The 24,207-nt window shown below is 71.5% G+C and carries 19 protein-coding genes; 8 read left to right on the top strand and 11 right to left on the bottom strand.

What is annotated here, in order from left to right; genetic code table 11:
- Positions 1 to 16 precede the first annotated feature (16 nt).
- On the bottom strand, positions 17 to 760 hold the full coding sequence (locus ACTMTF_RS22400; RefSeq protein ID WP_441112443.1) for an AMP-binding protein: 744 nt from the start codon (positions 758 to 760) through the stop codon (positions 17 to 19).
- A gap of 184 nt (positions 761 to 944) precedes the next feature.
- On the opposite strand from ACTMTF_RS22400, the gene typA reads away from it, so the two are divergent.
- Positions 945 to 2,795 carry a translational GTPase TypA gene (typA, locus tag ACTMTF_RS22405; RefSeq protein ID WP_441112444.1) on the top strand — a complete coding sequence of 617 codons (1,851 nt, stop codon included), beginning with the start codon at positions 945 to 947 and terminating at the stop codon, positions 2,793 to 2,795.
- 179 nt (positions 2,796 to 2,974) lie between these two features.
- The gene (locus ACTMTF_RS22410) at positions 2,975 to 5,497 is read left to right on the top strand and encodes a hypothetical protein (RefSeq protein ID WP_441112445.1); all 2,523 of its coding nucleotides are present in this window, start codon (positions 2,975 to 2,977) and stop codon (positions 5,495 to 5,497) included.
- On the opposite strand, the gene ACTMTF_RS22415 is transcribed toward ACTMTF_RS22410, so the two are convergent.
- From ACTMTF_RS22415 to ACTMTF_RS22435, 5 genes are all read right to left on the bottom strand, one after another.
- The gene (locus ACTMTF_RS22415; RefSeq protein WP_441112446.1) at positions 5,485 to 6,894 is read right to left on the bottom strand and encodes a DUF2079 domain-containing protein; all 1,410 of its coding nucleotides are present in this window, start codon (positions 6,892 to 6,894) and stop codon (positions 5,485 to 5,487) included. The two genes, ACTMTF_RS22410 and ACTMTF_RS22415, sit on opposite strands and share 13 nt — an antisense overlap.
- A 40-nt stretch (positions 6,895 to 6,934) precedes the next feature.
- Positions 6,935 to 7,585: a DUF2461 domain-containing protein gene (locus ACTMTF_RS22420; RefSeq protein ID WP_441112447.1), complete on the bottom strand. Its 651-nt coding sequence runs from the start codon at positions 7,583 to 7,585 to the stop codon at positions 6,935 to 6,937.
- A 19-nt stretch (positions 7,586 to 7,604) separates the two neighbouring features.
- Positions 7,605 to 8,408: a polysaccharide deacetylase family protein gene (locus tag ACTMTF_RS22425; RefSeq protein ID WP_441112448.1), complete on the bottom strand. Its 804-nt coding sequence runs from the start codon at positions 8,406 to 8,408 to the stop codon at positions 7,605 to 7,607.
- A gap of 21 nt (positions 8,409 to 8,429) precedes the next feature.
- Complete coding sequence (locus ACTMTF_RS22430; protein ID WP_397004905.1) at positions 8,430 to 8,765, bottom strand: hypothetical protein; 336 nt, start codon at positions 8,763 to 8,765, stop codon at positions 8,430 to 8,432.
- A gap of 90 nt (positions 8,766 to 8,855) precedes the next feature.
- The gene (locus ACTMTF_RS22435; protein ID WP_397004906.1) at positions 8,856 to 9,431 is read right to left on the bottom strand and encodes a helix-turn-helix domain-containing protein; all 576 of its coding nucleotides are present in this window, start codon (positions 9,429 to 9,431) and stop codon (positions 8,856 to 8,858) included.
- A gap of 82 nt (positions 9,432 to 9,513) precedes the next feature.
- Between ACTMTF_RS22435 and ACTMTF_RS22440 the strand changes: the two genes are divergently transcribed.
- Positions 9,514 to 10,347, top strand: coding sequence for an EamA family transporter (locus ACTMTF_RS22440; RefSeq protein ID WP_441112449.1), 834 nt, complete (start codon positions 9,514 to 9,516; stop codon positions 10,345 to 10,347).
- Positions 10,348 to 10,374: 27 nt separating this feature from the next.
- On the top strand, positions 10,375 to 11,304 hold the full coding sequence (locus tag ACTMTF_RS22445; protein ID WP_441112450.1) for an anti-sigma factor RsbA family regulatory protein: 930 nt from the start codon (positions 10,375 to 10,377) through the stop codon (positions 11,302 to 11,304).
- A gap of 6 nt (positions 11,305 to 11,310) precedes the next feature.
- Here the strand turns inward: ACTMTF_RS22445 and ACTMTF_RS22450 are convergent, their stop codons facing one another.
- The gene (locus ACTMTF_RS22450) at positions 11,311 to 11,895 is read right to left on the bottom strand and encodes a sigma-70 family RNA polymerase sigma factor (RefSeq protein ID WP_441112451.1); all 585 of its coding nucleotides are present in this window, start codon (positions 11,893 to 11,895) and stop codon (positions 11,311 to 11,313) included.
- A gap of 244 nt (positions 11,896 to 12,139) precedes the next feature.
- Here ACTMTF_RS22450 and ACTMTF_RS22455 point away from each other — a divergent pair, with 244 nt between their 5' ends.
- Positions 12,140 to 13,213 carry a PLP-dependent cysteine synthase family protein gene (locus ACTMTF_RS22455; RefSeq protein ID WP_441112452.1) on the top strand — a complete coding sequence of 358 codons (1,074 nt, stop codon included), beginning with the start codon at positions 12,140 to 12,142 and terminating at the stop codon, positions 13,211 to 13,213.
- Between the two features lie 13 nt (positions 13,214 to 13,226).
- Here ACTMTF_RS22455 and ACTMTF_RS22460 read toward each other — a convergent pair whose 3' ends face one another.
- On the bottom strand, positions 13,227 to 14,189 hold the full coding sequence (locus tag ACTMTF_RS22460) for an ABC transporter substrate-binding protein (protein ID WP_441112453.1): 963 nt from the start codon (positions 14,187 to 14,189) through the stop codon (positions 13,227 to 13,229).
- 100 nt (positions 14,190 to 14,289) lie between these two features.
- On the opposite strand from ACTMTF_RS22460, the gene ACTMTF_RS22465 reads away from it, so the two are divergent.
- The 3 genes from ACTMTF_RS22465 to ACTMTF_RS22475 are packed head-to-tail and all read left to right on the top strand — an operon-like array spanning position 14,290 to position 17,173.
- Positions 14,290 to 15,324, top strand: coding sequence for a FecCD family ABC transporter permease (locus ACTMTF_RS22465; protein ID WP_441112454.1), 1,035 nt, complete (start codon positions 14,290 to 14,292; stop codon positions 15,322 to 15,324).
- The gene (locus ACTMTF_RS22470; RefSeq protein WP_441112455.1) at positions 15,321 to 16,361 is read left to right on the top strand and encodes a FecCD family ABC transporter permease; all 1,041 of its coding nucleotides are present in this window, start codon (positions 15,321 to 15,323) and stop codon (positions 16,359 to 16,361) included. Before ACTMTF_RS22465 ends, ACTMTF_RS22470 begins: the two co-directional genes overlap by 4 nt.
- Positions 16,358 to 17,173, top strand: a complete 816-nt coding sequence (locus ACTMTF_RS22475; protein ID WP_441112456.1) for an ABC transporter ATP-binding protein — start codon at positions 16,358 to 16,360, stop codon at positions 17,171 to 17,173. Before ACTMTF_RS22470 ends, ACTMTF_RS22475 begins: the two co-directional genes overlap by 4 nt.
- Before the next feature lie 62 nt (positions 17,174 to 17,235).
- On the opposite strand, the gene ACTMTF_RS22480 is transcribed toward ACTMTF_RS22475, so the two are convergent.
- The 3 genes from ACTMTF_RS22480 to smc all read right to left on the bottom strand — a co-directional run bounded on the left by ACTMTF_RS22480 (position 17,236) and on the right by smc (position 24,100).
- A complete protein-coding gene (locus ACTMTF_RS22480; protein WP_441112457.1) occupies positions 17,236 to 18,831 on the bottom strand; it encodes a tetratricopeptide repeat protein in 1,596 nt (531 codons plus the stop codon).
- A 314-nt stretch (positions 18,832 to 19,145) separates the two neighbouring features.
- Positions 19,146 to 20,321 (bottom strand): signal recognition particle-docking protein FtsY, encoded by a 1,176-nt coding sequence (ftsY, locus tag ACTMTF_RS22485; RefSeq protein WP_441112458.1) that lies wholly within the window; start codon positions 20,319 to 20,321, stop codon positions 19,146 to 19,148.
- A gap of 65 nt (positions 20,322 to 20,386) precedes the next feature.
- Entirely contained in the window at positions 20,387 to 24,100 is a 3,714-nt protein-coding gene (smc, locus tag ACTMTF_RS22490; protein WP_441112459.1) for a chromosome segregation protein SMC, read from the bottom strand.
- Positions 24,101 to 24,207: the final 107 nt, after the last annotated feature.

Here is a 24,207-nt window from a genome sequence, read left to right on the forward strand (position 1 = left end):
TTTCCCGTCGCACTTCTCACCCGACGAGTGAGCTGACCACGGCCCTTTCGTCCACCACGCGGAGCGCCGGGGTGCCCACCAGGCGCCTGGCCAGCTCGTAGGGGGCGACCGCGATGGTGGCCCCGTGCTCGTGGGCGAGCACCCGGCAGCCGACCAGCGTCGGCTCGTGCGCGATCACGACGTGCGCCCCTGACATCAGCGCCGCGTCCAGCAGCCGCAGCCCCTTGAACACGTCGCCGACCGCGGCCAGCACCACGTCGTCCTTGCCGACCACCAGCCGGGCGACCAGCTTGCGCAGATCGCCGGCCAGCTCGTCATGATCGAAGATCCGATGGCCGTCGAGCGTCAGCGCGGGACCCGCCAGCGGCCCGAACTCCACCGTGGCCTCCCCCAGCAGATCGGTGAACGGAACCGCGCCCGCGGCCGACTCCACGGCGAACACATGCTGAACTTCCGCCGCCGACGTGTCGCGGCCCCGATGGGTGATCATCATCCGGGCCTCGCCGGAGGAGCCCAGCACCGCGACCCCGCCGGCCCAGGCCACCGCGTGGACCGCGACGGGCAGGGCCGCGCCGAGCGGCAGGTCGACCAGGACCCGGTCACGGTAACGCAGGCCGTAACGGCGCAGCCCGGCCGCGGCATGCGTGACCCGCCTGGCGAAGGCGGCGTACGACAGCATGCCGCCGGTCCTGACATCGCTCACGGCCGGTTGTTCCCCCCGCATCGCTGCCGAGCCCATGACCAGCTCTGTCCACGTCATGCCGGTCAATCTAGGGATCCCGGCCCTTCCTGCCATGCGCACAAATGCGTATCAGGGTATGTAGTAGGGCTCCCTCAGTGATGTGCAGACCCGTCTCGCTCCTCCCATCAGACGGGATCAACTAGACTTAATAGCGCCGCGACTTCGCGCGGTCGCCTCCACGAACACAGAGCGAGACCTCATCATGCCTTTGAACAGCCGCGACGACCTGCGGAACATCGCGATCATCGCGCACGTCGACCATGGCAAGACCACGCTCGTCGACGCCATGCTCTGGCAGTCCGGGGCATTCCGCGCGAACCAGGACGTGGACGACCGCGTCATGGACTCCAACGACCTCGAACGCGAGAAGGGCATCACCATTCTCGCGAAGAACACCGCCGTCCAGCACAGCGGCATGACCATCAACATCATCGACACCCCGGGCCACGCCGACTTCGGCGGCGAGGTCGAGCGCGGCCTGTCCATGGTCGACGGCGTGGTGCTGCTGGTGGACGCCTCCGAGGGCCCGCTGCCGCAGACCCGCTTCGTGCTGCGCAAGGCGCTGTCCGCCAAGATGCCGGTCATCCTGTGCATCAACAAGGTGGACCGGCCCGACGCGCGCATCGCGGAGGTCGTGGACGAGGTCTACGAGCTCTTCATCGACCTCGACGCCACCGAGGAGCAGATCGACTTCCCGATCATCTACGCCTCGGCGAAGGCCGGCCGCGCGTCCCTGGCGCGCCCGGACAACGGCGGCATGCCGGACGCCGAGGACCTGGAGCCCCTGTTCGACATCATCAAGTCGACGATCCCGGCGCCGCTCTACGACCCCAACGCGCCGCTGCAGGCGCACGTCACCAACCTCGACGCCTCCTCCTACCTGGGCCGCATCGCGCTGTGCCGGATCCACCAGGGCGTGCTGCGCAAGGGCCAGCAGGTGGCCTGGTGCCGCACCGACGGCTCGATCCAGAAGGTCAAGATCACTGAGCTGCTCATGACCGAGGCGCTGGAGCGCAAGCCCGCCGAGCAGGCCAGGCCGGGCGACATCATCGCCATCGCCGGCATCCCCGACATCATGATCGGCGAGACGCTGGCCGACCCGGACGACCCGCGCCCGCTGCCGCTCATCACCGTCGACGAGCCCGCCATCTCGATGACCATCGGCACCAACACCTCGCCGCTGGTCGGCAAGGCCAAGGGCTCCAAGGTCACCGCCCGCATGGTCAAGGACCGCCTGGAGAAGGAGCTCGTCGGCAACGTCTCGCTGCGCATCCTGCCCACCGAGCGTCCCGACACCTGGGAGGTGCAGGGCCGAGGTGAGCTGGCGCTGGCCATCCTGGTCGAGCAGATGCGCCGCGAGGGCTTCGAACTGACCGTCGGCAAGCCCCAGGTCGTCACCAAGCTCGTCGACGGCAAGGTGCACGAGCCCGTGGAGCGCCTCACCGTCGACTGCCCCGAGGAGTATCTCGGCGCCATCACCCAACTCCTCGCCGTCCGCAAGGGGCGCATGGAGCACATGACCAACCACGGCACCGGCTGGATCCGGATGGAGTTCGTGGTGCCGGCGCGCGGGCTGATCGGCTTCCGCACCGAGTTCCTCACCGAGACTCGCGGCACCGGCCTGGTGCACCACGTCTTCGAGGCCTACGAGCCGTGGTTCGGCGAGCTCCGCACCCGTAACAACGGCTCCCTGGTCGCCGACCGGTCCGGGCCCGTCACCCCGTTCGCCATGCTCAACCTGCAGGAGCGCGGCACGCTGTTCGTGGCGCCGACCACCGAGGTGTACGAAGGCATGATCGTCGGCGAGAACTCCCGCGCCGACGACATGGACGTGAACATCACCAAGGAGAAGAAGCTCACCAACATGCGCTCCTCCACCAGCGAGGAGACCGAGAAGGTGATCCCGCCGCGCAGCCTGTCGCTGGAGCAGGCGCTGGAGTTCATCCGCGAGGACGAGTGCGTGGAGATCACTCCGGACGCGGTGCGCATCCGCAAAGTGGTGCTCGACGCCGCCGTCCGCGGTCGCGCCACCGCCCGCGCCAAGCGCGCCTGACCGGTCACCGGCAGAGGCCCCGGCACAAGCTCCGGTAAAAGCTCTGGTGAAGGTCCCTCGCTCGACCCTGGGTCGCGCGGGGGACCTTTCGCCGTCAGCGGCGAAGATTTACCCGTCTGTCATTGCTCGGTCACGCTCCGCTATGGCGGTTCCGGGCAGCCCCATGGACCATCAAGAGTATGGGCAAGCTGCGGACTGTCCTGGCGTTCGGGCTGGCCGTCGTGTCGGCGGCGGCCATCGCCTGGTGCGCAGTGGCGGCCCGGCCCGTGCCCCTGCCCGCCGCCCCGGCCCCGTCGGCGGAGACCCGGCCCTGGGATCGGTCCGGCGCGCGCGCCACGGTGGAGCACGGCCGGGAGGCCACCACGGAGGTGACGCTGGCCAGGGCCCGCCCGGCCGACCTCGGCCCCGTGCCCGACGGGCGGCTGGACGAGGAGCGGTTGCAGGTGCGGGTGACGATCGTGCACCGGCTGGGGATGGCCGAGACCGACGGTCTCGCCGCGGCGCTGCGGGAGGGTCACCGGTTCCCGCAGCACATCCGGGCCTTCACCGATCATGGGTTCGGCGCGGTCAAGGTGGACGGCGCCACGCTGGCTCCGGCCATCCGGCTGGCCCCCGTGCTCACCACCTCGGCGGGCCGGACGACGGCACGGTTCACGATCACCCTGCTCCGCCAGGTCGAGCCGGGCGACCTGCTCAGGATCGACTTCAACGCGCCCACGGCCAGACCTCCGCTGATCGCCGACCGGCGGGTGACGCTGCTGCCGGGCGAGTGGACCGTGCTGCGGGCGGTGTCGATCGAGCCTGACCGGGAGGAGCGGGAGCGGCTGGAGTTCACCGTGGGGCCGGAGCCGGCAAGCGTGACGCTGGCGCAGGACTCCCACGGGTTCCCGGACGTGCCCAAGGAGGACCACTTCTCCTGGACGACCGCGCTCGGCGTGCTCACCGCGCTGGTGCTGGTCGTGTTCGTGCTGCGCGCGCTGGGCACGCGCTGGTGGCGGCGGCCGCCCAACCGCGAGCTGGTCGCCGGGCTCGCGCTGACCGCTCCCGCTCTGCTGGCCTCGATCGTCGCAGGGGAGTGGGAGCTGCTCGCGTACGTGATGCTGTTCGGCGCCGTGCCCGCGCTGATGCTGCGGCACGCGAGCAGGCTGCTGCCGACCGGCCCCGGCTGGACGGCGCACGACGTGCTCGTGGCGACGGGCGTGGGCGTGCTGGTGGCCCTGGGCATGCTGACGTGGTCCTATCTGTACGGCCAGCTCCCCGCCCGGACACTGCTGCTCGGCGGCGCGGTGGCGACGGTGTCCGCGGCGGGGTCGGCGGTGGCGTTCAGCGCGGACCTCAGGGTCCGGGTCGTGGCGGTGCGGCTGGCCGCGCTGGCGGCCGGGTCGGCGATCGGGCTGCTGGCGCTGGCGCTGTGGGTCAAGGCGTTGCTGACCGGGGCGTACCCTCCTGACAGCGTCCGGCTGATGCTGGCGTTCGGGTGGGCGCTGACCCCGGTCGCGGCCGTGGCGGTGACCACCAAGCAGTGGACGCGCGGCGCGACCGTGGTCGCCGTGCTCGTCAGCCTGCTGGTGCAGGGCTGGCCCACGGACTGGCTGGACGCCGGGTCGTGGAGCCGGCCCGTGCCGGGCCAGGAGATGCCGGCGATCGGCGAGCTGGAGCTCACCCCGCTCGTGCGCGGCGTGCTGGGCCTGCTGCTGCTCGGCTTCCTGCTGCTGGTGCTGCGGCTCAGGCGACTCGGCTCCGAGCGGGACGAGACGCACGGCGCCGCCGCCGAGTCGACGATGATCATCTGCTTGATGGTGGTCTATCTGACGCCCACGGGCAGCGCCACCCTGGCCGACATCGACGTGCCGCTGCCGATGCTGTCGATCACCTCGATCGTGGCCTGGGCGACGGCCCTGTGGCTGCTGGACCGCCCGCACCCGGCGATGGTCGAGCCCGGCGATCAGGAGGAGCACCGCGAGCTCGTCAGGGCCGCCCTGCACAGAAGGTTGCTGCTCGTCTCGGAGCAGGAGCTCTATCGCGCCGGACGGGGCAAGATCGGCCAGGGTGAGCTGGCCGTGGCCGACTTCGACGGTCAGCGGCACGAGCTGGAGGAGGCGCTGCGGCGGCACGGCGGCCGTCCGGAGACGGCGTTCGCCACGGCGGCGGGCTGCCCGCCCTGGCACAACGGGGTGCACGCGTTCGTCGTCAGCGTGCTGCTCAGCCTGCCGTTCCTGTACGTGTACGGGCTGCCCACCGGGGTGGACCTGAGCAGTTTCATGTTCGAGGCGCGGTCTCTGATCGCGCTGCCCGCCTTCGGCTTTCTGTTCGGCTACTTCTACCCGCGTGTCCGGGGCACCCAGCCCATGACCAAGGCGCTGCACCTCATGGTGGCGGCCCTGGTCACCGAGCTGTCCGGCTACGTGTCGACGCTGGTCGAGCCAGACCTGGGCGCGCACGTCAAGGTGCAGGTGGTGGCCATCGTGGTGGGCGAGGTGGCGCTGGTCTCGATCGGCCTCGGCCTCTTCTGGGAGTGGCGCATCATGCACCTGGCCGGGGAGCCGTGGGCCCGGGTGCGGAGCCTGCGCAGTCTGCGGAGCCTGGCGACGCCCATGCTGGCCGTGGTCATCGCGGCGTCCACCACGGTCGCCACGTCGGCCGCGGGGCAGACGGTGGACCGGATACTCAAGGGCGATCGGGGGTCCTCTCAGCCGCCCTGAGGCCCCCGCGCGAGGACGACGAAGTCGTCACCGGCGAACCTGATCCCGTACCCCTGGCCCTGGAGGGTGTCGACCCGCGCCCGCTGCTCGGCCAGGCTCTGAAAGGGGAACGTCTTGCGGCCGATGTCGGCCACCACCCAGGGCGCCCAGCGGGGTGTCCGATCCCACAGCAGCACCGTGCTCCGGCCGGACAGCGCCGGGGCGAGGTTGTTGGCCGCCTCCACCAGCGCCCCGTCCGGCACCACCGCCACGGCTGCCGCCGCCGCCCGTTCGCGCCGGTCGTGGCCGTAGAGGGCGGGGTCGGCGAGGGCCGACAGGGAGAAGAACGGCACGGTGGCCACTGCGAAGGCCAGCACGCCGGCCGCCCACCAGCGCACCGCCCGCTCGGAGCCCGCACGGAAGCGGCGGACGCCGTCGACGCCCGCCGCGAGGATCACCACGACGACGAAGGCGTTGTAGTGATGATCAGGCACCCACCAGTTGGGGAAGGAGCTGGCCAGCATCCGCTCCGCGAGCAGCGGCACGGCCATGAGGACGAGCGGGGACAGCAGGGCGGCCATCAGGGTGAGGCCGAGCAGCAGGCCCAGCGTGACCAGCTTGACCGGCGGCGTGCCGAGCTGGGCGACGACCGCGACCGGGTCGGCCAGCGCGTTGCGCGCGGCGGACGCCGGGTCCGGCCCGATGGCCCCGTAGGCCCAGTAGTAGTCGGACCGGCCGCCGAAGGCCGGGATGAGCACCTGGGACGCCAGCCAGGTGCAGGCCAGGCCGCCCGCCACGAACGCCCCGCCCATCAGCCGCCGGCCGTGCCGGGTGAGCAGGACCAGCCCGAACCCGGCGACCAGCAGCCCCATGTCCTCCTTGACGCACAGCAGGCCGAACGTGGCCAGCCCGACGCCGAGCCGGTCGCCGGCCTGCCACCGTTCGAGGAGCACGGCGCTGAGCAGCGGCACGAAGGCGACCTCGTGGAAGTCGAACGCCACCGCCTCCACCACCGGCCAGGACAGGCTGTAGGCGATGGCCGTGACGTGCGCGACGCCGGCGCCGAGCGCCCTCCTGGCGAAGACCCACAGCGGGATCGCGGCCACCGCCAGCAGGACCGCCTGGGCCACCAGCAGCGTCTGCGGCCCGTCGTAGACCCAGTAGAGCGGCGCCAGGAGGGCCAGGATCGGCGACCAGTGATCGCCGAGCACCGTGAAGCCGGGGCCGAAGTCGTTGTGCACGCCCTTGACGATGGCGACGGGCAGGTCGAAGTGCGAGTAGGACCGTACGGCCTGATCGAAGATCACCAGATCGTAGGCGCTCGCCTCGAAGTCGGCTAATCGCAGCAGCGACAGCGCGCCGTAGGCGATCGCCGACACGCACACCACGACCGCGAGGACCGCCCGCTCTCGACTCACGCCCCAAGAGTCCCAACAATCCCGGCATAGCGCACATTGCTCAGCGGCGGGGCAGCTCGCTTCCCCTGACGTGCGCGCAGAGCCACTCGATCAGCGGGGCGTAGTCGCGCCAGCTGTCGCGCACCCGGTCGGCGACCTCCGGGGTGTGCACCCAGGACTCCGGCTCGAAGCGGCTGCCCGCGTGGAGGGAGCGGTGGCGCAGCAGGTCGAGGCGGGGATGGTCGTCGGGGACACCGCGTGGCCGGGTCTTGAGCCGGTCACCGGAGACCTCGTGGCCGGCGGCGCGGAGCGCGGCGACGATCGCTTCGAGCGGTTTGCCGGACAGGTCCTCGTCGACGGCCGCCCGATAGCGGGCCACCTGGTCGGCGGCCTGCGAATAGATGCCGCCCGCGGTGTAGAGGCCGGCCGCGCTCACCTCGACGTAGAGGCCGATGCCGGGCATCCGCTCGACGAAGGCGCCCTGGTGGGTCTTGTAGGGCGACTTGTCCTTGGCGAAGCGGACGTCGCGGTAGGGCCTGAAGAGCTGGGCCTGGCCGAACTCGGCGGCCAGCTCCTCGGTCAGGGCCAGCATCGGGGCCCGCACCGCCTCTTCGTAGAGGTGCTTGTGCCGGGTGAAGTAGGTCTTGGAGTTGTCCACCTCAAGACCTTCGTAGAAGACGAACGCGTCGTCGGGGATGCCGGTGAAACCCATGTCGTAAGGGTGTCACGCGTCACCGACGATCCTCGGCCAGGGGCGCCCTGATGTCGTCCTCGTACTTCTTGCCGGGCTTGGGCCACCGGCCGTACAGCTCACTGACGGTGGCGAAGGCGTACCCCTTGCGGGTGAGCCGGTCGAGCAGGTCGGGGATGGCCTTGACCGTGGTGCGGTGGATGTCGTGCATGAGCACGATGGAGCCCGGCTCGGCCTTCGCCCCCCGCCGGGCGACGACGGCGGGCACCCGGTCGCGCCAGTCGAAGGTGTCGACGTTCCACAGGATCTGCGCCTGCCCCCGGCGGCGGGTCAGCGCGGCGACGCGGCGGTCGGTGGACCCGTACGGCGGGCGCATGAGCCGCATCCGGACCCCGGTCAGCGCTCTCACCACCTGGTCGGTGCGCTGCAGCTGACGCCTGATCCGGTGCTTCGGCAGGGTGGTGAGCTGCCGGTGGCTCCAGCTGTGGTTGCCCAGCTCGTGGCCGTCCGCCACCATCTGGCGCACCCGCTCGGCGCCCCGGCCGGCGGCGACCATCTCGCCCACGACGAAGAAGGTCGCCTTGACCTCGCGAGCGCGCAGGACGTCCAGCAGCCGGCCCGTGTGCCGGCCGGGGCCGTCGTCGAAGGTCAGCGCCACGCAGCCGGTCCTGTCGCAGTCCAGGCGGCGCGGCTCCGGCCAGTCGGGCTGCATGGCTTCGAGCCGCTTGGCCAGCGTCTCAGGGTCCGGGGCCGGCCGCGGGGGCGCCGACTCGACGTACGTGAAACCTCCGGCGGCGCAGCCCGCCAGCGCCAGCAACGCCGGCGACACCACCCACACCCGCATGTCGCCCCCACGCACGCGGGGTCACGGATAGTCCTGGACCCGATCCCCCCGCAGCTCCTTGGCCAGGTCGTCCCACCATGATGGGATATCCGCCTGCAACTCTGTGTAACGACGCGCCACTCTTGTGGCACATCCGGCCGGATCCGTGCCGAGATGGCGGCGTTGCACCGCACCTTCGTGCCATCGGTAGAAGCCGTCCCGGTAACGCACGACCAATCCGATCCACACCGACAGGGTCGCGCCGTCCCCGAGCTCGTAGGCGCTGGTCACCCCCAGAGCCTGCAGCTCCACCTGGAGCTTCTCCGTCGCCGCGCGGGACTCACTCACCCGCCACCCCCTGCCGACGATGCGTCGCACACCTGAGGGTGTACCCACCCACGGGCCTCAACCGTCAAGGACATTATGTAATCATGAAACTTCGGAAGGTGAGGTGGTGCCCGTTCGGCACTATTGGTCGGCCACCTCGCGCGGTTCTGCGACGACCATCACGAATCTGAGCTCCTGCTGCCCCGTGCTGGCGTAGCGGTGCGCCCGGTCGGCGGTGAAGAGGACCGCGTCGTCGACCCCGATGACATGGGCCCTGCCATGGACCGTGAGGGTCAGCTCGCCGGCGAGCACGGTGAGCATCTCGCGGGTGCCCGCGGGGTGGGGGTCGCCGTCGTGGTGCTCGCCCGGCGCGAGCCGCCAGTCCCACAGCTCCAGGATCATCGGCGAGTCCGCCCCGACGAGCAGCCTGGCCCGCACGTCGCCCTGGTCGAACATGACCACGTCCGCCTTGTCCACGACCCTGACCATCGGCACGTCGGACACCTCGACCAGCCGCGCCACGGTCACGCCGAGCGCCGAGGCGATCCGGGTGAGGGTGGTCACGCTCGGGTTGGTCCTGCCCTGCTCGACCTGGACCAGCATGCCCCGGCTCACTCCGGACCTGGCTGCCAGCGCGTCGAGCGTCAGGCCGCGGTGCGTGCGCTGGGCCCGGACGTTGGTCGCGACGGCCTGCGTGATCGTCTCCGGATCTTGCACCAGTGCAGTCTAGTGGAACAGATTTGCACTATATGTTGTACTACTAGGGCAACAGAGTGAACTATCCGAGAAACGAGGACACGTGACCGCAGTGATCCTGGCGACCGCCTGCGCGGTGGTGTACGGCACGGCCGACTTCTTCGGCGGCCTCGCCACCCGGCGATCCCGGGTGCTCGCCGTCGTCGCGCTCTCGCAGCTCGCCGGGCTGGCGCTCATCCTGGTCCTGCTGCCGGCGCTGCCCGGCCTGTTCAGCGGCGGCGCGCTCGCCTGGGGGCTCGGCGCGGGCCTGTCCGGCGCCGCCGGGCTGGTCCTGTTCTACCGGGCGCTCGCGCGCGGCGTCATGTCGGTGGTCGCGCCCACCACCGCCGTCACCTCCGCCGCCCTTCCGGTCATGTACGGCCTGGCCCGGGGAGAGCGCCCGGCCCCCTTGGCCCTGGCCGGGGTGGTGCTGGCGCTGGGCTCGGTGCTGCTGGTCAGCCAGGACCGCACGACGGGCGGAGGCGGTTCCAAGGGCTCGGTGGTCACCGCGCTGGCGGCGGGCGCCGGGTTCGGCGGTTTCTTCATCCTGCTGGACATCGCCCCTGACGGGGCCGGCCTCTGGCCGCTGGTGGGCGCGCGGGTGTCGTCGATCACGCTCGTGGTCGTGCTCGCCCTGGCGACGCGGCGCGCGCTCAGACCGAGCGCCGGGTCGATGCCCATCATCCTCGCCGCGGGCGTGCTCGACATGGTGGCCAACGTGCTCTATCTGCTGGCCAAGCAGCAGGGCCTGCTGAGTCTGGTGGTGGTGCTGGTCTCGCTCTACCCGGCGAGCACGCTGCTGCTGGCCAGGCAGGTGCTCGGGGAGCGACTGCACGCGATCCAGGTGACGGGTGTCGCATGCGCGTTGGGTGCGGTCGCGCTGATTGCCGTTGCGTAGCGTACAAGCGCTTGCTACGTTTCGCCCGTGCGCCCCGATTCAGGCGAGCCGCTGGAGCACGTCGCAGTTCCCTACGGCTCCGATGAGGGCTTCCGGAATCTGGCCGTCCCCCGGATCCGGCAGGCGCTGGCCGACCGCAGGCAGGTGCTCGTGGTGGCCCGTGCCGCCCTGCGGGGCCTGCTGGCCGAGGCGCTCGGCGACGACCACGACCGCGTCGACGAGCGCGACCCCGAGTCCTGGTACACCCACCCGCAACGCACCCTGGCCACCTGTCACGACTACGCCCAGGGGCGGCGCACCCTGCTGGTGGGCGAGCCCCTCTGGGCGGGCCGGAGCGAGATCGAGACCCGCGAGTGGATCCGCTACGAGTCGGTGATCAACACCGCGCTGGCCGGCGTGCACGCCACCGCGCTCTGCTTCTACGACGTGCGCACGGCCCCCGAGATCGCGCTGCGCCACGCGCGGATGACCCATCCCCTGCTGTACGGGGAGACCGGCCGGCTGCCGAGCCCGCACTTCGTCCGCCCGGACCGGCTGGTCCTGAACGGCGACCGGGCCCCGCTGCCCGAGCCCGCGGGCGAGGTGCGGGCGACCCGGTTCACCGCCCGGTCGCTCAAGGAGCTCAGGGACACGGTGACCGGGTACGCCCACTCCGCCGGGATGACCGGCGACCTGGCGGCCTCGCTCGTGCTGAGCGTGTCGGAGATCGCCGCCAACAGCATCGAGCACGGCGCCGGGCACGGGCAGGTCAGGATGTGGACGAGCGGCACGGGCGTGGTCTGCGAGATCAGCGACTCGGGCGGCCCCCTGGAGGACCCCTTACCCGGCTACATACCACCAGAGCCCGAATCCCTGCGGGGATACGGGCTCTGGATCAGTCGTCAGCTCTGCGATCTGGTGGAGCTTCGGTCACAGGACGGGATGGTGCGCGTCCGGTTGCACATGAGGTTGCACTAGGTGGCTCTAGGCCGCGCTGGAGGCCGGCAGGCGGACACCGCCCTCCTCGCGGACGTACGTTTCCAGCATGCCGCGCAGCTGGCGGCGACCCCGGTGGAGCCTGGACATCACGGTGCCGATGGGTGTGCCCATGCGGTCGGCGATCTCCTTGTAGGCGAAGCCCTCGACGTCCGCGAGGTAGACCGCCAGGCGGAAGTCCTCGGGCAGCGAGCGCAGCGCGTTCATCACCACGCTGTCGGGCAGCCGGTCGAGCGCCTCGTTCTCGGCGGAGCGCAGCCCGGTCGAGCTGTGGGACTCGGCGGCGTGCAGCTGCCAGTCCTCGATGTCCTCGGCAGCGGACAGTTTGGGAGAACGCTGCTTCTTGCGGTAGTCGTTGATGAAGTTGTTGGTGAGGATGCGGTGCAGCCACGCCTTGAGGTTGGTGCCCTCACGGAACTGGTGATAGGAGGTGTACGCCTTGGCCACGGTCTCCTGGACCAGGTCCTCGGCGTCGGCGGTGTTACGGGTCAGGCGCATGGCGGAAGCGAACAGCTGCGATGTCACGGGCACGACGTCGCGCTCGAACCAGTCCTGACGCTGCTCTTCGGTCATAGTGATCAAATCATTCCCCCTTGCGCTATCCCCCGTACGGCCCCAGCCGCCTGACAGCGGTTCCATGGTCGCAGCCCGGGTGTAAGGGCCGCGTTAGGCTTCATGCGCTGGTCAGAGAGGTGAACAGTCCACGTGCTCGCGGCGTGCGTCATCACGCCAACGGCCGGACGATCTCATTATCGTAACACTCACTCCCCACATCTGTACAAAATGTGGTCAGCGTCACATGAGATAGCTTTGAAGCATGAACTTCGTGGACCGGCACGACGCGGGGACGCGCCTGTGGGTGGCGGAGGCCATCCGCAAGGTGGAGGCCGACGCCAACCGTAGTTGTGATACTCACCTGCACGTCTTTCCGCTTCCCTCAACTTGGGGAGTAAACCTCTACCTGAAAGACGAGTCGGTCCACCCCACCGGTTCACTCAAACACCGTCTCGCTCGCTCTCTCTTCCTGTACGGCCTCGCGAACGGCTGGATCGGGCCGACGACCACGATCGTGGAGGCCTCCAGCGGCTCGACCGCGGTCAGCGAGGCCTACTTCGCCCGGCTGCTCGGCCTGCCCTTCATCGCCGTCATGCCCGCGACCACCTCGCCGGAGAAGATCCACCTGATCGAGTTCCACGGCGGCAAGTCCCACCTGGTGGCCGACCCCGGCATGATCTACGAGGAGTCGCGCCGGCTGGCCGCCGAGACGGGCGGCCACTTCATGGACCAGTTCACCTACGCCGAGCGGGCCACCGACTGGCGCGGCAACAACAACATCGCCGAGTCGATCTACGCCCAGATGTCCATGGAGCCGCACCCGGAGCCGGCCTGGATCGTGGTGGGCGCCGGCACCGGCGGCACCTCCTCGACGATCGGCCGCTACATCCGCTACCGCCGCCATGCCACCCGCCTGGCGGTGGTCGACCCGGAGGGCTCCGCCTTCTACCCGGGCTGGGTGTCCGGCGACGTCGCGACCACCGCCCCCGGCTCCCGCATCGAGGGCATCGGCCGCCCGCGCGTCGAGCCGTCGTTCCAGCCGTCGGTGATCGACCGGATGATCGCGGTGCCGGACGCCCGCTCGATCGCCGCCATGCACTGGGTGCGCGAGGTCACCGGCCGCGACGTCGGCGGCTCCACCGGCACCAACGTCGCGGCCTGCGTCGAGCTCATCAAGGAGATGCGCCAGGCCGGCCTGCGGGGCAGCGTCGTCACTCTCATCTGCGACAGCGGCGACCGCTACCGGGGGACCTACGGCGACCCCGCCTGGCTGAGCGCCCAGGGCCTGCGCATCGAGCCGCACCTGGAGGAACTGCGGGCGTTCCTGCCGCTCTGACGCGCCTCGGGGATCAGGCCTTGGCGGGGTCGACCTCGAACAGCTTCGCCAGATCGTCCAGCATCGCGTGCGCGCCCTGGATGCCCACCGCGCTCATCCAGGTCAGGTCGCTGACCTCGTGCTGGTCGCCCTTGAGCTTGCCCCACAGCGGGTTCTTCATGAACTTGTCCTTGGGCCCGTCGGAGGCGGGGTCCGGGTAGGTGGCGACGAAGATGCGATCGGCGTCCAGCTCGGCGATGCGCTCCTGGCTGATGTCGACCGCGATGGCGTCCTTCTCGGTCGGCTGGCCCTCGGGCCGGGGGAAGCCCACGTCCTTCATGACGATGCCGGAGTAGGAGTTCTCCACGTACAGCCGGACGGTGTCCTCACCGGCGAAGCGGACGACGGAGATCGTGGGCAGCTCGCCCTCCTTCTCCTTGATCGCCGTGCCGATCTGGCCGGCGCGGTCCTCGTACGCCTTGATCTTGGTCTCGGCGAGCTCCTCCTTGCCCAGGGCCTGGCCCACGAGGCGGACGTTGTCCTTCCAGATGGCGCCGGTCGTCTCGCTGAAGACCGTGGGGGCGATCTTGGACAGCTTGTCGTAGAGGGCCTCGTGGCGGACCTTGGCCGAGACGATCAGGTCCGGCTTGAGTGCCATCACCTTCTCCAGGCTGGGCTGCTCCAGGGTGCCCACCACGGTCGCCTCCTTGCCGTACACCGTCGCGACCGGACCCAGGTAGTCGGGGAGCGTGGAGTCGATCGAGCGGTAGGTCGTGTAGCCGACCACCGGCGTCTCCAGCGTCAGCACCGCGTCCACGAAGCTCTGGTCCAGCGCGACGACCCGCTTCGGCTGAGCCGGGATCACGGTCTCGCCCATCGCGTGCTTGACGGTGCGGAACGCCTCCGCCGGCGTCTCGGTAGCGGCCGGTTCAGTCGAGCCGCAGGCGGCGAGCCCGGCGACCAGCAGGGCGCCCACCAGCGCACGCAACGATCTCATCGAATCCCTCTTCACGATCAAGTAAGGCAACCCTAAATTAGGTTAGCCCTGCCTAAGCTGGCATACTTCACCAGGTTCGGGCAAATTCTTAGGGGGATCGGTGAGTTCGACCGCCGTGGCGCCGAGCCTGCCCGGCATCCGGCACCGGCGGCTCCTCGTCCTCCTCATGATGCTCGCCGGTGTGCTGCTCGCCGTGGTGCTGAGCATCACGCTCGGCTCGAAGCCGGTGCCCCTGAGCGACGCCTGGCACGCGCTCACCGCCCCGTCCGGCACCGAGCACGACATCATCATCCGCTCGCTGCGCGTCCCCAGGACCGTGCTCGGCGTGCTGGCCGGGCTGGCGCTCGGCGTGGCCGGCGCGCTCATGCAGGGCCACACCCGCAACCCGCTCGCCGACCCCGGCCTGCTCGGCGTCACGCAGGGCGCGGCCTTCGCGATGGTGGCCTCGATCATCCTGCTCGGCGCCTCCGGCGTGCTCGCCTACATCTGGTTCGGCCTGGCCGGAGCCCTGGTCGCCAGCGTCGCCGTGTTCGCGCTCGGCATGACCGGCGGCAGAGGCGGCCCCACCCCGGTGACGCTCGCCCTGGCCGGCACCGCCGTCAGCGCCTTGCTGTACGCCCTGACCTCCGCCCTGGTGCTGCTGGACGAGCAGGCGATGGACGTCTTCCGGTTCTGGCAGGCGGGCTCGATCGCCGCCCGGGGCTCCGACGTGGTCTGGCAGGTGCTGCCGTTCATCGTGGCCGGCCTGCTCCTCGCCATGGTCAACGCGCCCGCCCTGAACGCGCTGTCCCTGGGCGAGGACGTCGCCCGGGGCCTCGGCCAGAACATCGCCATGACCCGCGCCGTCGGGGTGACCGCCGTCACGCTGCTGTCGGGCGCCTCGGTGGCCGCCTGCGGGGCGCTGGCGTTCATCGGCCTCATCGTCCCCCACCTGGTCCGCCCGTTGTCGGGCACCGACCACCGCTGGCTGCTGCCCTACTCCGGTCTGGTCGGCGCCGTCCTGCTGCTGGTCGCCGACGTGATCGGCCGCGTCGTCGCGCCGCCCGGAGAGCTGGAGGTCGGCGTGGTGCTCGCGCTGCTCGGCGCCCCCTTCTTCATCGCGCTGGTGCGCCGCAGGAAGCCGGTGCGGCTGTGACGACCATCCCCCTGCGGATCGCCGGCCTGTCCTGGCGGCTGCGCCTGCGCGGCGTGTGCGTGACGGTCGGCGGCGCGCTGCTGCTCGGCCTCCTCATGGCGCTGAACATGCGCCTCGGCGACATCCGGCTGAGCGTCCCGGAGGTGATCGCCGCCACCTTCGACCCGAGCAGCGCCGCCCACTTCGTCGTCATGGAGCTCCGCCTGCCCCGCGCGCTGACCGGCGCGCTCGTGGGCGCCGCCCTCGCGCTGTCCGGCGCGATCATCCAGTCCATCGCCCGCAACCCGCTCGCCAGCCCCGAGATCCTCGGCGTCACCAACGGCGCCTCGGTCCTCGTCGTGGCCGGGGTGGTGGCCAGCGGCAGCGCGTACGGCGGCGCCAGCGGTCTGCTGTCCACCCTCGGCATCCCCGCGCTCTCCCTGCTCGGCGGCCTGATCGGCGCGGTCGTCGTGTACGGCCTGGCCTGGCGGCGCGGGCTGGACGGCTACCGCCTGGTCCTGGTCGGCATCGGCGTCACCGCCGTGTTCACGAACGTGAAGTTCTGGCTGCTCACCGTCGGCGACGTCAACGACACCAGCCGGGCCATGGTGTGGATCAGCGGCTCGCTGAACGGCCGGGGATGGGAGCACGTCCAGCCGGTGGCGCTGGCGCTCGCCGTACTCCTCCCCCTGACGCTCCTCGGCACCCGCTCGCTCGACGCGCTGCGGTACGGCGACGACACCGTCACCGCGCTCGGCGTGCGGATGAACCTGTCCAGGACGCTGATGATCCTCGCCGCCGTGCTGCTCGCCGCCGTGGCCACCGCCTCGGCCGGGCCGATCGCCTTCGTGGCACTGGCCGCCCCGCAGATCGCGCTCAGGCTGGCCAGGTCCGGGCAGCCGCCACTGCTGTCGTCGGCCGTCACCGGCGCCGTCCTCACCACCGGCGCCGACCTGATCGCGCGCACCGCGTTCCCGCTGGAGCTGCCCGTCGGCATCGTCACCGCCGTGCTCGGCGCGCCGTACCTGATCCACCTCATCTGGAGGGCGAGGAAATGAGACTCCAGGCCGCGAGCGTCAAGCTCGGGTACGGGGACCGCACCATCGTCGACGGCCTCGACCTCGGCATCGAGACGGGCACGGTGACCACCATCATCGGCCCGAACGGCTGCGGCAAGTCCACGCTGCTGCGCGCGCTGGGCCGGCTGCTCAAACCGCAGGGCGGCGAGGTGCTGCTCGACGGCAAGCGCATCGACCGGACCCCGACCCGCGACGTGGCCAAGATCCTCGGCATGCTCCCCCAGGCCCCCACCGCTCCAGAAGGGCTGACCGTGGCCGACCTCGTCGCGCGCGGTCGGCACCCGCACCAGACCTGGTACCGCCAGTGGTCCTCCGACGACGAGGCGGCAGTGGCCGACGCACTGGCCATGACCGACCTCGCCGACCTGGCCGAGCGTCCGCTGGACGAGCTGTCCGGCGGTCAGCGGCAGCGCGCCTGGCTCTCCATGGCCCTGGCGCAGGGCACCGACCTGCTGCTGCTCGACGAGCCGACCACGTTCCTGGACCTGGCCCACCAGGTGGAGGTGCTGGAGCTCGTCCGCCACCTGCACCAGCGGGCCGGCAGGACCATCGTGATGGTCCTGCACGACCTCAACCTGGCGGCCCGCTACGCCGACCGGCTGGTGGCGATGCGCGACGGCCGGGTGATCGCCTCCGGCGCCCCGCACGAGGTCCTCACCGAGGACCTGCTGCGCGAGGTGTTCGACCTGGACGCCAAGGTCATCGAGGACCCGGTGGCGGGCACCCCGCTGGTCATCCCGATCGGCCCCCACCGCCGCCCCTCCCCGGACCACCTCATCAAGAGCCCGTAACTGCGCCGAAGCCGCGCCCTCGGCGGCTTCCCGGCAGGCCGTGACCGCCGGACTCGCCGTGGTCAGGGCAGGTCCGCCAGCGCCTGCCGTACATCCTCGTCGTCGGGGGCGAGCTCGGCCGCCCGCAGCAGGTCCGCGCGGGCCTGGGTGGTCAGGCCGAGCGCGCGCAGCGCGTAGGCGCGGTTGAAGCGCACCTCAGCGCCGTCCTCCAGCTCGATCGCCCGCGCCAGGTCGGAGACCGACGCCTGCGCGTCGCCCTCCTCGAACGCCAGCGCCCCCCGCCCCGCCCAGGCGACGGCCAGCGAGGGAGCCCGCTCCAACGCCGAGTCGTACGCCTTGCGTGCCTCCACCAGGTTGCCCTGTGCCGTCTCGATCTGGCCCAGCACGCTGAGCAGGAACGGGTTGCCCGCATCGCGCTCGGCGTCCGCCCTGGCCCGGTCGAGCTCGTCCAGAGCCACCAGCAGCCCGGCGCGGTTGACGTAGGCGTCGGAGAAGCCGGGGTCCAGCTCGATCGCGTAGTCCAGGTCGGCGAGCGCCCCCGCCAGGTCGCCCTGGGCGTACCGCACCTCGGAGCGGTTGTAATAGGGCTCGGGGAAGGGCGGGCCTGCCCGCATGGCCGTCTCGTAGTCGGCCACGGCCTCCTCCGGCCGGCCGAGCCGGTGCAGCAGGTTGCCGCGGTCGAGGTAGTAGTCGGGGTAGCCGGGGTCGGCCGCGATCGCCGCGTCCAGGTCGGGCAGCGCGCCCTCCAGGTCGCCCCGCATGGCCGTGAGCTGCGCCCGGTTGGCCCGCAGCACCAGCTTGTGCACCGGATGACGGCCGGGTTCGAGATCGCGTTCGGCCAGCTCGATCGCCGCGCGCACCAGCCGCATCGCCTCCTCGGGGCGCCCTCGGCGCACCTCCACGAGCGCCTTGCCGTTCAGGTCGAAGCTCAGGTGGAAGGCCCGCTCGCCACGCTCGGGCAGCCGTGAGGTCAGCGCCACCGCCCGATCGATCCAGGCCGCCGCCTCCTCCGGGTCACGCCTGCCCTGGTCGTGATGCCTGACCAGCAGCATCGCCGTGGCGTAGGCCGCGGTGGCGAGGTGCTTGGGGTCGGCGCCCACCTGGCGGGCATGGTCGAGCAGGTCGCGGGCCTCGTCCTCCCGGTCGAGGGCGGCCAGCGCGGTGGTCGTGCGGTGCAGCAGCGTCCACCACGGCTCGCCGTCCTCCCGCAGCGTCGGCAGCAGCGCCGCGCCCGCCTCGGCCATCGCGTGGTGAAAACCCTCGTTGCGGAAGCGGTCAAGCTCGGCGCCCGGCGCGTAGGACGGCGGCGGGCGCGGCGGCCCGGACGGCTCACGCACGATCGTGAGCGCCGGAACCCGCCGCTCCAGGACCGCCAGCAGCTCAAGGTCGGTCGGGTCGGCCTGCCCGGTGTTGAGCGCTCGCAGCGCGAGCGGCCCCGCCACGGCCAAGTGATCGCGTACGAACTCCGCCAGCCCGTTGGCCAGCCTGAGCGTACGCAGGGGCGCGGGGACGAGGATGCGCTCCTCCTGCGGCACCCGGTCGGCCAGCGTCGTGCGCCTGGCCGGGACCCGCTGCCGCAGGGCGGGAGCCACTGCTCTGATCTCGATGTCGTGCGCCGCCACCAGCTCCGGCGACGCCTCCGCGAAAAGCGTGCCCACCAATGCGCCTGCCAGCGTGTATGGGCCGTTCAGCGCGCGATGCGCGTCCAGTGTGATCTGTCTCAGCGTCGCTCCCTCGGGCAACGGCTGGGCCGGCGCCCCCACCGCTGGCGCCGCCCCTCTGCCATGAGGGTGCTAGGCGGCGTGCTTGGGGGTCGCCGCGCCGGTCAACTTCACAGTGCCCGGCTTATGAACCACGACCTTCTTCATGTTCGCCCTTTCCGATCTGGACAGATCGTTCAATGTCAGCACGACATCGATTCGACGACAAGCCAAGTAACGAAAAGGAGTATTTCCTAATAAGTCAAAACATTTCACTCACCGAGAATGGCGTCCACGAACACCTCGGCGTCGAAGGGCGCCAGGTCGTCCGGCCCCTCGCCGAGCCCCACGAGCTTCACCGGGACGCCCAGCTCACGCTGGACCGAGATGACGATGCCGCCCTTGGCCGTGCCGTCGAGCTTGGTCAGCGCGATGCCGGTGATGTTGACCACCTCGGCGAACACCTGCGCCTGGCGCATGCCGTTCTGGCCCGTCGTGGCGTCCAGGACGAGGAGCACCTCGTCCACGGTCGCCTTCTTCTCGATGACCCGCTTGACCTTGCCGAGCTCGTCCATCAGGCCGGTCTTGGTGTGCAGCCGGCCCGCCGTGTCGACGATCACCACGTCGACCTTCTCCTCGATGCCCCTGGCCGTCGCGTCGAAGGCCACCGACGCCGGGTCGCCGCCCTCCGGGCCGCGCACCACGTCGGCGCCCACCCGGTCACCCCAGGTCTGCAGCTGGTCGGCCGCCGCCGCGCGGAAGGTGTCGGCCGCGCCGAGCACGACCTTCTTGCCGTCGCCGATCAGCGAACGGGCGAGCTTGCCGGTGGTCGTCGTCTTGCCGGTGCCGTTGACGCCCACGACCAGCACCACCGCGGGCCGCTCGCCGTGCTTGGCCACCCGCAGCGTACGGTCGAGACCGGGATCGATCTGGATGAGGAGCTGCTCGCGCAGCAGCGCCCGCACCTCCTGCGGCGAGCGGCTGCCGAGCACCTTGGACTTGGTGCGCAGCTCCTCGACCATGACCTGGGTCGGCCCGACCCCGACATCGGCGGTGATCAGGCTCTCCTCGATCTCGTCCCAGACCTCGTCGTCGAGCCGATCACGCGACAGCAGCTCCAGCAGCCCCCTGCCGAACGCGCTCTGCGACTTGGCCAGCCTGGACCGCAGCCGCACCATCCGGCCCGCGGACGGCGGCGGCACCTCCACTTCCGGCACCACGACGGCGGGCTCGGCCGCCGGAGGCGGCGGCGGGAGCGTGGTGGTGGCCCCCTCTCCCTCCCCGGCCCCCGCCGGCCGCTTCTCCATGTCCTCCGGAAGCGGGAGCGTCTCGGGGGGCTCGACCGGCGGGGCGGCCTTGCCTCCGGGCTTGAAGAGCAGGAACAGGCTCCCCGCCGCCACGAGGGCGACAAGGACCACGATCACTATGACGCCGAGGTAACCATCCACAAGATGTCAGTTTTCCAGATCGTCCGGCATACTCCGCACAAGGCCACACGGATCGCCGGGACTGATCAGGCGGGCTCGCGCTCGCGCAGCCGCTGGCTGACCACCTGCGTCACACCGTCACCGCGCATCGACACGCCGTAGAGGGCGTCGGCGATCTCCATCGTGCGCTTGTTGTGCGTGATGACGATGAGCTGCGAACTCTGCCGCAACTCCTCGAACAGCATCAGCAGCCGCTGCGTGTTCGTGTCGTCGAGGGCGGCCTCCACCTCGTCCATCACGTAGAACGGCGACGGCCGCGCCTTGAAGATGGAGATCAGGAACGCCACCGCCGTCAGCGACCGCTCGCCGCCCGACAGCAGCGAGAGCCGCTTGACCTTCTTGCCCGGCGGCCTGGCCTCCACCTCGATGCCGGTGGTGAGCAGGTCGTCGGGCTCGGTGAGGATCAACCGGCCGTCACCCCCGGGGAAGACCCTGCCGAAGATCTGCTCGAACTCGCGGGCCACGTCCTCGAAGGCCGACCCGAACATCTCCTGCACCCGGTCGTCGACCTCCTTGACCACCGTCATCAGGTCGCGCCGGGTCTTCTTCAGGTCCTCCAGCTGCGAGGTGAGGAAGGCGTGGCGTTCCTCCAGCGCCGCGAACTCCTCCAGCGCCAGCGGGTTGACCTTGCCCAGCTGGTGCATCTGCCTCTCGGCCGCGCGGGCCCGCTTCTCCTGCTCCTCGCGCACGTACGGCACGGGCGGGTCGCCGGGCACCGGGGCCTCGGGGCCGTACTCGGAGATCAGCGCCTCCGCGTCGACGCCGAACTCGTCCATCGCCCGCTGCTCCAGCTGCTCCAGCCGGAGCCGCTGCTCGGTGCGGGCGACCTCGCTGCCGTGCACCCGGTTGACCAGTTTGTCCAGCTCCTGGCCGAGCTCACGGACGCGCACGCGTACCTGCTTGAGCTCGGCGTCGACGGCGACCCTGGTCAGGTCCGCCTCGTCACGCTCGGCGGCGGCGAGCCCGATGGACGCCGTCAGGGCGGCGAGCACCCGCTGCGCGCCCTTGCTGACGGCCTCGGCGACCACTGCCTGCTGCCTGCGCCTGGCCCGCTGAGCGGCCGCCTGGGCGCGTTCGTGGCGCTCCCGCTGCGCGGCCTGGACGAGGCCGTCCGCCCGGCCCTCGATGCCCTTGACGCGCTCCTCCGCGGTGCGGACCCGCAGGCGGGTCTCCACCTCGCGCTGCCTGGCCGTCTCGCAGGCCGCGGCCAGCTCCTCCCGCGCCTCGGTGGTCGGCTCGGTCTCCAGCTCCTGGGAGTATTCGGCTTCCGCCAGCCGGATCTCCAGCTCGGCCAGCTCCTCCAGCCCATCGGCGCGGGCCTCCTGAGCAGCGGTGACGCTCCGGCCCAGCCGTTCGGCCTCCTGGTGGGCGGCGTCGGCGGCGGCTTCGAGTTGCGCCAGCCGCCTGGCCGCCGCGGCGCCCCGCTGGTCGGCCTCCCGCTGCCGCGCCCTGACCTGGTCCAGCGCGCCCTGGGCGGAGCTGAGCCCCGCCTGGGCGGTGCTGACGGCCGCCTGCGCCTCGCTCACCCGCGCCTGCGCCGCCTCCACGGCCGCCTGCGCGGCCTGCTCGGCGGCGACCGCCTCGTCGTAGGCGACCGCCGTCCGCTCGGCCGTCGCCTCGGCGTCCGCCAGATCGGCGACCGCGTCGTCGAGCGCCGCGCGCACCTGGAGCACGGACGTGCCGCCCTCCGAGCCGCCGCTGGCGACCTGGGCGCCGACGAGGTCACCCCGGGTGGTGACGGCACGCAACTCGGGACGGCCCTCGACGACCTGCCGGGCGGTGTCAAGATCGGCCACCACCACGACACCGGCCAGCACCTGCTCCACGACCGGCCGCAACCGCTCAGGAACGCTCACCAGCTCGACCACCCACCGCCCACCCCCCGGCGCACTCCCGAACTCCCCAGACCCGGCGGCAGGAGAAGCGCTGGGGGTGCCGGGGGTGGGAGAGGGTGGGGTGGCTACGAGGAGGGTCGCTTGGCCGGCGTCCTTCGCGCGGAGGAGCTCCAGGGCGTCCACGGCGGTGCCAACGGACGTGACGGCGATCGATTCGGCGAGCGGGCCGAGGACGGCGGCCACGGCCGGCTCCGCGCCGGGGACCACCTGCAAGGAGGCGGCCAGCGGGCCGAGCACTCCGGCGAGGTCGGCCTCCAGCAGGGCAGCGCCGCCGTCGCCCTTGGCCAGCCCCAGCTCCAGCGCGTCCCGGCGGGCTCGCAGGGCCGCCACGGCTCGCTGGGCCTCCTGGTCGGCCGCTCGGGCCGTACCGACTCCCGATCTGGCGGCCTGGAGGGCGGCGCGAGGCGCGTCGAGCGCCGCCTTGACCTCCTCGACGGCCGCGCGGGTCTCGTCGGCGACCAGCTTGGCCTCCTCGACCAGCCCCTGCGCGGCGGCGAGCTCCTCGGCCAGCGCGGGATCGGCGGCGGGCTCCTCCAGCCGCTCCGCCTCCAGGTCCTCGCGAGCGCGCCGCTCCCGCTCGACGGCCTCGGCGACCGCCCGCTGCAGGCGGCCGATCTCCTCCTCGGCGGCACGCGACCTGCTGCGTACGGAGTCCACCTGGCCGCGCAGCTTGGCCAGGCCCTCGCGCCGGTCGGCGGCGGCCCTGGCGGCCATCGCGAGCCGGCGCTCCTCGGCGGCCAGCGCCGACTCGGCCTCGGCCCGCCGCTCGACGGCCTCCTCCAGCAACTCCTGGGCCTGCTCCAGCTCGGCCCGCAGGATCAGCTCGCGCTCGCGGACCTCGGCGGCCTCGCGCTCCAGCTCTTCGGGGTCGCGGCCCCGGCGCTCGATGGACGCGGCGTCGACGGCGTGGCGGTGGCGCTCGGCGGCGAGCTGCTCAAGGCCGGTGATGCGCTCGCGCAGGGAGGACAGCCGGAAGTAGGTCTCCTGGGCGGCGGCCAGGCGGGGCTGGGTCTCGGCCTCGGCGGCCTCCAGGGCGGCCTCACGCTGCTGCCCCTCGGCCAGCCCGGCCTCCACGGCGGCGCGCCTGGACAGGATGGCGGCCTCGTCGGCGGCCTCGCGCCGCAGGGTGACGCGCAGGATGCCGACGTCGTCGGCCAGCAGGCGCAGCCGGGCGTCGCGCAGGTCCGCCTGGATGACGGCCGCCTTGCGGGCGATCTCCGCCTGGCGGCCGAGCGGCTTGAGCTGGCGGCGCAGCTCGGTGGCGAGGTCCTGGACGCGGGTCAGGTTGGCCTGCATCGCGTCCAGCTTGCGCAGCGCCTTCTCCTTGCGCTTGCGGTGCTTGAGCACGCCTGCGGCCTCTTCGATGAAGGCCCTGCGGTCCTCTGGGCCCGCGTGGAGGACGGCGTCGAGCTGGCCCTGGCCGACGATGACGTGCATCTCGCGGCCGATGCCGGAGTCGGAGAGCAGCTCCTGGATGTCGAGCAGGCGGCAGGTGTCGCCGTTGATGGCGTATTCGCTCTGGCCCGACCTGAACATCAGCCGGCTGATCGTGACCTCGGTGTAGTCGATCGGCAGCGCGCCGTCGGAGTTGTCGATGGTCAGCGTCACCTCGGCCCGGCCCAGCGGCGGCCGGGAGGAGGTGCCGGCGAAGATGACGTCCTCCATCTTGCCGCCGCGCAGCGACTTGGCGCTGTGTTCGCCCATGACCCAGGCCAGGGCGTCGACGACATTGGACTTGCCGGAGCCGTTGGGGCCGACGACGCAGGTGATCCCCGGCTCGAAGCGCAGGGCGGTCGCCGAGGCGAAGGACTTGAATCCGCGCAGGGTGAGGGTCTTCAGATACACGCACGGACCCCTTCTCCCTGGACGGACTCCGGAAAAGACTACTGGTCCCGACCGTCAATCGCTGGCGGCCGTGGCGGAGTCCGCCGGGAGACGCGAAAAGGTCCGAT

Origin of the sequence: Nonomuraea sp. ZG12, assembly GCF_052068115.1 — a bacterium.
GTDB lineage: Bacteria > Actinomycetota > Actinomycetes > Streptosporangiales > Streptosporangiaceae > Nonomuraea.